An 8,574-nucleotide genomic window follows, 5' to 3' on the forward strand; every position below is an offset into this window, starting at 1 on the left:
CCCATTGTCCTCGCCTACCTTTGCGGTTGACAAAAATTATATTACCAAATTTATTACCTTTTGTCAATACCTTTTTTTATCTTTTTTTCCTTTTTTTATCCCTCCTTACTCTTTTATCCTTCCATTACTCCCTTTATGCACTATATATCTTTTCCTCTTCTCTTCCTAAATACTATATGTTGTTTTGTTCCCTGATTTCTTTTTTTCGTTTTTTTCTATATTTTTTTTAGATTTTGATATTTTTTTTGATATTTCAGACTAAAAAAATAATTATAGATATTTTTTCATTATTTTTTTTATATCAGGAGGAAAATAATTTGGTCCTTTGATTACTTTTCCGTCCTCTCTATATATCGGATTCCCATTTTCATCTAATTTACTCAGATTACTTTTATGGATTTCATCAAAAACTTCTTCTATTATATGTTGCATTCCATGCTCTATTATTGTTCCGCAAAGTATATACATCATATCACCGAGGGCATCTGCGACTTCAACAATATCACCATTTTTGGCTGCTTCAATGTATTCTTCATTTTCTTCTTTCATTAATTCAAATCTTAAATTCTCTTTTTCATTTTCTAATTTAGCAATAGGTTTTTTAGAATTTCCTAATTTATAAATTCTATGAAATTCCTCAACACTCTTTATTTGTTTTTCCAATTTTTTCTCCTTATTATGTTTATATATAGAAAAAGACTGTTTCAAGAATAAGAATTTTAAGAATAACAAATTGACAAATTAATTATTATATTTTTATATATAATATTTATCTTAATATCTTTTATTTTCGAAACAGTTTTTTTATATTTTTATTTTATATTCTATTTTTTCTCTTATTTTCTTCTTCCTAATATTCTTAATAAGTATATGAATAGATTTACAAAATCAAGATACAATGCCAATGCTCCGTGTATTTCGATTTTATCCAGTATCGAAGCATCTTCCTCCATTGCATACGCAATTACGTTATTTTTTATTCTATTCACGTCATAAGCAATAAACACTATGAATACTGCCACTCCTAACATTGAAGAAATCCATATCAGACCTTCACTTTGAAGAAAAATATTAATTAAACCCATAACTATAAGTGCTATAAGTCCCACTATCAATATCGGTTTGAATTTACTCAAATCTTCTTTTGTAATGTATCCATATATAGCGAGTATAGTAAATAAAATTACTGTACCTGAAAATGCAGAGATAATGACATAAGGGTCATATAAAGCTCCTATTCCCGAAAGGGTAACTCCTGTCAGTACCGAATAAAGGATGAAAATAATTCTCAATACATTGGCACTGGCTTTAAAAGTTAATGCAGTAAAAGCTATCACTGCAACAAATTCCAATGCCCATGAAACCATTACTATCTGATAAGGAAGTATTCCCGCATAAAGTCCTCTTAATGTAAAATATCCCGTTACTCCCGATATCAATAGTCCGAACACCATCCATAATATACTTCCTCTGACTTTTGAAGCAGCTATTTTTTCAACATCTTCATAAGTCAAATATCTGTTTTCAGATTGTCCGTAGTTGTTCAATTCATTAAATTCGTTCATCAAAATCACCTCATCTAAAATATTTTTTAAATTATTATCTATATTCTATTTGTTAAAAATATAAATTTATAAACTTGTTTTTTATATTTTTATAACTTTTTTACCACTTTTACTTTATATTATAACCCCAAGTTAAAGGCTGAAACAAAAATCTAAAATAAAAGTAAAATTAATTTTTAAAAGGAACCTTCGATTCTTGAAGTAAAATATTTATTATTTCATCGACCGTAACATTTTCACTTTCCTGAGAACCAAATCTTCTTACATTCACTTCATTATTTTCAACTTCATTTTTTCCTATAATCAGCTGTACAGGAATTTTCTGGTCTCCATTGGCTTCTCTTATTTTATATCCTATTTTTTCATCTCTCGTATCTATTTCAACTCTTATTCCTTCATTCTGGAGCTTTTCGTAAAGTTTTTCCGCAAAAGGAACTTGTTCTTTTGAAATCGTAAGAATTCTCGCCTGTACAGGTGCCAACCACGTAGGGAACGCTCCTGCATAATGCTCTATAAGTATTCCTATAAATCTTTCCATACTTCCGTACATTGCTCTGTGTATCATAACAGGTTCATGTTTCTCACCGTCTGCCCCAATATAGCTCATTTCAAATCTTGCAGGAAGATTGAAATCCAGTTGTATTGTTCCGCATTGCCATATTCTTCCTATAGAATCTTTCATTTTAAAATCTATTTTAGGACCATAAAATGCACCGTCTCCGGGATTTAGCTTATAATCAATTCCTTTATGTTCCAAAGCTGATTTCAGATTTGCTTCAGCCATTTCCCATATTTCATCAGAACCTATTGCTTTATCAGGTTTTGTTGACAATTCAATATGATACTCAAATCCGAATAAAGTATAAAATTTGTCATATAAATCAATGATTTCAATAATTTGCTCTTCTATCTGCTCCTTAGTACAGAAAACGTGAGCATCATCCTGAGTAAATGCCCTAACTCTCATAAGGCCATGTAAAGCTCCACTAAATTCATGTCTGTGAACAAGTCCCATTTCACCGTATTTCAATGGTAAATCTTTATATGAATGAAGATTGTTTTTATAAGCAATTATTGACCCGGGACAGTTCATCGGCTTTATCGCGTATTCTTTTTCATCAATAGTTGATGTATACATATTTTCACGATAATTAAACCAGTGTCCCGAAATTTCCCACAGTTCTTTATCAAGCATTATAGGAGTTTTTATTTCCTGATATCTTCTTTTTTTATGTTCTACTCTCCAGATTTCCTGTAATTTATTAAATAATTCTACACCTTTAGGCATAAAGAAAGGAAAGCCCGGTCCATGTTCATCTACAAAAAATAAATCAAGTTGTTTTCCTAATTTTCTATGATTTCTTTTTTCAGCTTCTTCCATCATTGTCAAGTAGTCATCAAGTTCTTTTTTAGTCGCAAAAGCTACTCCATAAATCCTTTGAAGCATTTTATTATCGGAATTTCCACGCCAATAAGCTCCTGCCGTAGACATCAATTTAAATGCTTTTAGAAAACCTGTAGACGGTATATGAGTACCTCTGCACAAATCTATAAATTCTCCCTGTTGATAAATACTTACTTTATCTACTCCCAAATCATTTATTATTTCAACTTTATAATTCTCACCCATTTCAGCAAACATCTTTTTTGCATCTTCGGCACTCATTTCACTTCTTTTAAATTCATAATTTTCTTTTACAATTTTTCCCATTTCTTCTTCTATTTTCACTAAATCTTCTTCAGTAAAAGGTTTTTCAGGGTCAAAATCATAAAAGAAACCATTTTCAATCACAGGTCCTATGGTAACTTTTGTTCCCGGAAAAAGTCTCTGTACTGCTTGAGCCATAATATGTGCAGCACTATGCCTTGTTATTTCGACTCCTTTTTCACTCGTCGCTGTTATTATTTCGATTTCCCCTGATTTTTCGATTAAATATGACGGGTCAACTTGTATTCCGTCTATTACAGCACCGACAGTTGCTTTTCCAAGACTTGAACCTATCGTTTTCGCAAAATCTGCTACTGTCATAGGTTTTTCAAGTTTTCTGACACTTCTGTCAGGTAATATCATTTCTATCATTTTTGTACTCCTTTATTAGTTTTTTACATAGTTATTTTACACCATTTTTATACTAAATTCCACATAATTTTTATTTGTAAATTATTAGAAACCTGCTCCAAATGAAGGTGAACCTTTAGTGTAATTTAGCTGAACATTTTTTTCAGGGAATGTTACAATTCCAAATTTCAATGTAATTACAGGGTAATATCCTAATTTTTTATTGTCAGGCTTATCCCATTTTACTCCTGCACCTATTTCCCATTCGAGGTTTTCAAATCTATGACTTATGGTAGCCAGCCCTAAAGTAACCTTATTTACTTTTTTTGCAAGAGATGAACTTTCAAATATCTCAGGATTTGAAGAATTTGGGGCTCCGTTCTGTACATATTGAAGTTTAGCCCCTATCCACCAAGGTTTATCAGGATCAGGACCAAACATATATTTAGTTTCGAAATCATGTTTTCTGAAATTATACTGACTGAAACGATAGGATGCATTTCTATATATTCTGTCAGGTTTTTCCATTGTAAATGCATATCTCACAAAAAATTTCTCTAAATATCCTGCTTCCACTTTAAATGTGAGGTCATTCAGCCTGTCAAATCCTTTCAGATTAGTTTGTCTTATAGAATTGGAGCCGTCTATCTCCATATCAAGACCTATCTGAAAATATTTTTTTCCACGTCTCAAATCCTGTAATTTTGAATTAAAATCATTTAGATTAAATTTATTCTGCTTGTAAGTTTCTTCTTCCACATAACTTTTATAAGCCTGCTCTTCTTCATTATTGAGAAACAGTCTGTCATCACTTTTGATTTCAACATTGTCCAATACATTTTTATTAGTTTTCTCTAAGGAAAAATCCTGTTGGTTAGAATCTTTGACTACATTAATTATGTTTCCTGAAGCATCCCTACCTTCATATTTAGGTTTTACATTATTTTCATATCTGTAAAGCAGACTGATTGTCGTATAATCACTCCCATAGGAATATCTGTCATCGGAAGTTACAAGAGGAGTACCACTTAAATCTCTATACGTTTTTTTCCCGAATCCATAACTTACTCTAAAATAATGGTTCGACTCAAATTTTTTATTCTTCATTTTTGATGTATCATAGACAAATCCTATTTTATGAGTTTCCTTTTTCAATTTCAGTTCAGGTATTCCAAATGTCTGACTCGTTCCGAATATATCATTCGTCTTACTTCTGACATTTGTATAGTCTATTCCCCATTCATTATAGTTTATTGAAAACATTCTATCTCTTATAGATTCTTTATATACTCCTTTGTTCCAGCCCATATCCTCATTATAGGGATAATATTCTTTATTTCTGTCGCTAAATCTGTAAAGAAAACTGTTACCCTCATTTGAAAGATAGCCGTATTGGACTTCTCTATTAAAGTTTCTTTCGGATTTAAAATCTTTAAACTCATACTCGTCATTACTTTCAAAATCAAAACTTAAAAATCTTTTATTTGCAATATCCACTTTAAAATAATTTCTGACATACTGACCTTTCAGCCAATCATCACTAAAATGTCTATTATGACGGTTTGTAAAGTTATAGTTAAAAGTTATGTTTCCCAAATAAAAATTGAAATTATTGTTTATTCCCCATATATTTGAAGGAATTTCTATTATATCATTTCCGTTAAACATAGCACCATTCGCATTTACTTTTTGTGCTGTGAGATTTACTTCATTTGTTACTTTAATGTCATATTTATTATCAGTTCTCGCCGTATTATCAAAGAGTGTTGTAAACAGTTTCGTATTAAGAGTGCTTATATTCATTGAAGGATGTCTTTTTATTTCATTTCCCGAAGCATCTTTCAATATTTTATATCCCGTTTTAGAATTTATATCTTCTATTTTTCTGCCTTTGAAAAATTCAGGCACATAAATATCTGAATAATCCCTATTCTCAAATCCGAAATTAAAAGATAAATAGGAATTTCTGAAAGGTAAATCAATCTTGTCATTACCTATATTAATTTTTTGAGAACGGTATTTTTCATAAATTATCTTTTTAGCTCTTCTTATTTTATCGGCGTCTTCATATACTTTGTAAATTCTGCTATTATCATCGGTTGCCGAGTTTATGAATAAGTTATTAAACGCAGGATTATCCCTTGTAAAATCATATTCATATTCTTTTTTCCTGATTTCCGAATGTTTTGTCTCAATACCGAAATAGAAATTATTAGTCAAATATTGAGATAAAGTTTTCGGTTGATAACCAAAAAACTCACTCTGTCTAAAAGGATAATAATTCCCCAGTCTCAATGAAACCTCTTTTATACGATCATAAGCTGTCGTCTGAACCCATCTTTTAGAGTCTTCAAGAGACACATTATCAGCATCATCTCTTTCTTTTAAATTGAGTATTCCCTGATATTCGTCTTTATTTGAATCTAAATATTCAAATTTTATCTTTGGTCCTTTCAGATCTATGGAATAATTTTTTTTATCTCTGAATGAATTCAAATCTCCGACATATCCCGGATTTATATCAATAAATTTTTCATTATCAATCTTTATAGCGACATCGCTGTTACCGTTTGTATATTTCAAACTTTTGTATAAATCTACGTCAGTTTTTCTCGGGTCAATTTCATCTCTGTCAACTATATAATCATTTATTTTTGTCAATTCTCTCAGTGCGTCAGGATTTTGAGTCCAATAATAATCTAGATTGAACTCTCCATTTTGCCCTAACTCCTGATTTATCTTGAAATCATAAAATCCTATTCTCTTATATGAATTTACATAAGCAGTATAATCATCTTTTAATAACACTCCGTCAGTTGCTCTCATTAAATTCGTCGTCGTATTTTTATAGTTTAAATTCCAGATTCCGTATCCCAAATCATAAAATTTTCTTTCACTTTTTTCTTTTTTAGGTGTATTTACCACATTATGTTTCCACTCAAAATCCCATTCCCTTATATGATTCCCAATAGGGACAACAAACCTCTTAGCAAAAATATTTCCTGTACTTCCCTGCCATAAAGTATAGTCATTGGAAATTTTCAACGCAAGCTTTTTCTTTGTACTGACTTCAAAATCAACAAATCCCTGTGCAAATTTTCCTTTATCATAGTCAAATCCCCATATTCCAAACAGTCCTCTATCGCTGTCAGATCCTATATAAGGGAATAAAGTTGCTCTCTGACTTGCAGGTTTTAATGAAGCTACATAGTAAGGAAACTTGAACCATGTTTTTCCTGCCGCTTCCACTCCTATTTTTTTAGCAACTATTTTTCTGTTGGGATAAATGAGAATTTCATCAGCATTTACTTTGTAATTAGGTTCTTCATAAGGACTGGTTGTGAACCAGCCGTTTTTTATTGTAATTTTACTTGGATATTCACTTAATGTCTGCTCTCCTCCAAAACGTAATTTTAAATTTGTATCATAACTTTCAGAATCCATAATTTTAGCCTTTTTTGTATCCAAATCAAAAACTACTTCGTTTGTTTTTACAGTCTGACTGCCTTGAGTAAATACTACATTTCCATAGGCAAAAAGAATATTTTTTTGACCTAATTTTTTTACATTATCGGCTCTTATAGTAATATCCCCATATTTCAGTATAACTCCGTCGGTAGCTTCAATGGCTTCTTTTTCTATATCTATTATTGATTTTTCTGTCTCCAGTTCTATTACTGTTTCTTCAGCATTCGCATTAGCTGATAACAACAGGCAAAAAAGGAAAAGAAATAATATTTTATATTTATTGATTTTCATATTATCAACCTTTATTTTAAAGTTTAATTTTGCTATAGATTATACCATAAATTTAACATAATGACAAATTGACTATCCACCTTTCATTATGATAAAATTTTTTGGAAATACACTTTAAATTTAGAAGGAGAAATATTATGTTTAGTAAAATTTCAAAAGCGCTTTTTACAATATTGGGACTTATACTTACATTTTCCGCCATTTCTTTAGGAAATGAATATAAACCCGGCGAAACACTTATCTGTATAGACCCGGGACATCAAGGAAAAGGTAACAGAGAAATGGAAGAAATAGCTCCCGGTTCTTCAAAGAAAAAAGTAAAGGTAGCAGACGGAACAGCAGGAGTTGCTACAAGAAAAAACGAATACGAACTGACACTGGAAGTGGGACTGAAATTAAAAGATGCATTTAAACGTAAAGGTTATAAAGTTCTTATGACAAGAGAAACTCACAATGTAAATATAAGCAACAAAGAAAGGTCTCTTATGACAAATAAGGCTTCCTGTGATGCCTATATCAGACTTCATGCCGACGGTTCATCAAATAGAAGTCTTACAGGGGTGTCGCTTCTGACTTCATCATCTAAAAATCCGTATACTCAAAAAGTCCAGAGAGCCAGCGACAAACTTTCAAAAGACGTTCTATCTGAATTTGTAAAAGCCACAGGAGCAAGAAACAGAGGAATTTCTTATCGTGATGATCTTACAGGAACAAACTGGTCTACAGTACCTAATACTCTTATAGAAATGGGATTTATGTCCAATCCTGAGGAAGATAAAAAAATGGCTACAAAAGAATATCAGACTAAAATGGTAAATGGAATGGTAAACGGAATAGAAAAATATTTAAGAGAAAGATAAAATTTAACAAGATAAATTTTATAAAATACAATATAGCCTAAGCTCTAATAAAGAAAACAAAATGAAATGGTAAAATTTATAGAATAAATTTCATAAAATATAATGCTATATATGATATTAACAATAAATTATAAAAAAAGACTGTAAAAAATTAACAGTCTTTTTTATTTTCTTTCACTTTTCAAAGGGTTTCGTGATTTTTTCATCTAAAACATCTAATTTTTATTAAAATAATTTAGATGCAATTTTAAAATAAAACTTTTTTAATACATAAACTTAAATCCTATTCCTCCTCTTACGTTCTTACCTTTTGTATCATATCCTCCGTTTA

The 8,574-nt window shown here is 30.5% G+C and carries 5 protein-coding genes; 1 reads left to right on the forward strand and 4 read right to left on the reverse strand.

From position 1 onward, the window contains the following. Positions 1-270: 270 nt before the first annotated feature. The 4 genes from ACO5J6_RS09930 to ACO5J6_RS09945 all read right to left on the reverse strand — a co-directional run bounded on the left by ACO5J6_RS09930 (position 271) and on the right by ACO5J6_RS09945 (position 7,383). Positions 271-663, reverse strand: a complete 393-nt coding sequence (locus ACO5J6_RS09930; protein WP_485643714.1) for a pyrophosphohydrolase domain-containing protein — start codon at positions 661-663, stop codon at positions 271-273. A gap of 173 nt (positions 664-836) precedes the next feature. After that, positions 837-1,565 carry a Bax inhibitor-1/YccA family protein gene (locus ACO5J6_RS09935; RefSeq protein WP_485643715.1) on the reverse strand — a complete coding sequence of 243 codons (729 nt, stop codon included), beginning with the start codon at positions 1,563-1,565 and terminating at the stop codon, positions 837-839. A gap of 169 nt (positions 1,566-1,734) precedes the next feature. Next, positions 1,735-3,645: a threonine--tRNA ligase gene (thrS, locus tag ACO5J6_RS09940; RefSeq protein WP_485643716.1), complete on the reverse strand. Its 1,911-nt coding sequence runs from the start codon at positions 3,643-3,645 to the stop codon at positions 1,735-1,737. Between the two features lie 84 nt (positions 3,646-3,729). Continuing rightward, the gene (locus ACO5J6_RS09945; protein ID WP_485643717.1) at positions 3,730-7,383 is read right to left on the reverse strand and encodes an LPS-assembly protein LptD; all 3,654 of its coding nucleotides are present in this window, start codon (positions 7,381-7,383) and stop codon (positions 3,730-3,732) included. Between the two features lie 137 nt (positions 7,384-7,520). Here ACO5J6_RS09945 and ACO5J6_RS09950 point away from each other — a divergent pair, with 137 nt between their 5' ends. Continuing rightward, positions 7,521-8,243 (forward strand): N-acetylmuramoyl-L-alanine amidase, encoded by a 723-nt coding sequence (locus ACO5J6_RS09950; protein ID WP_485643718.1) that lies wholly within the window; start codon positions 7,521-7,523, stop codon positions 8,241-8,243. Positions 8,244-8,574 lie beyond the last annotated feature (331 nt).

It is taken from the genome of Pseudoleptotrichia sp., assembly GCF_057270515.1.

Bases quoted from the DNA above. Each gene is read 5' to 3' on its own strand.
- ACO5J6_RS09935 (WP_485643715.1), bottom strand. From the start codon at position 1,565: ATGAACGAATTTAATGAATTGAACAACTACGGACAATCTGAAAACAGA.
- ACO5J6_RS09950 (WP_485643718.1), top strand. From the start codon at position 7,521: ATGTTTAGTAAAATTTCAAAAGCGCTTTTTACAATATTGGGACTTATA.
- ACO5J6_RS09945 (WP_485643717.1), bottom strand. From the start codon at position 7,383: ATGAAAATCAATAAATATAAAATATTATTTCTTTTCCTTTTTTGCCTG.
- thrS (WP_485643716.1), bottom strand. From the start codon at position 3,645: ATGATAGAAATGATATTACCTGACAGAAGTGTCAGAAAACTTGAAAAA.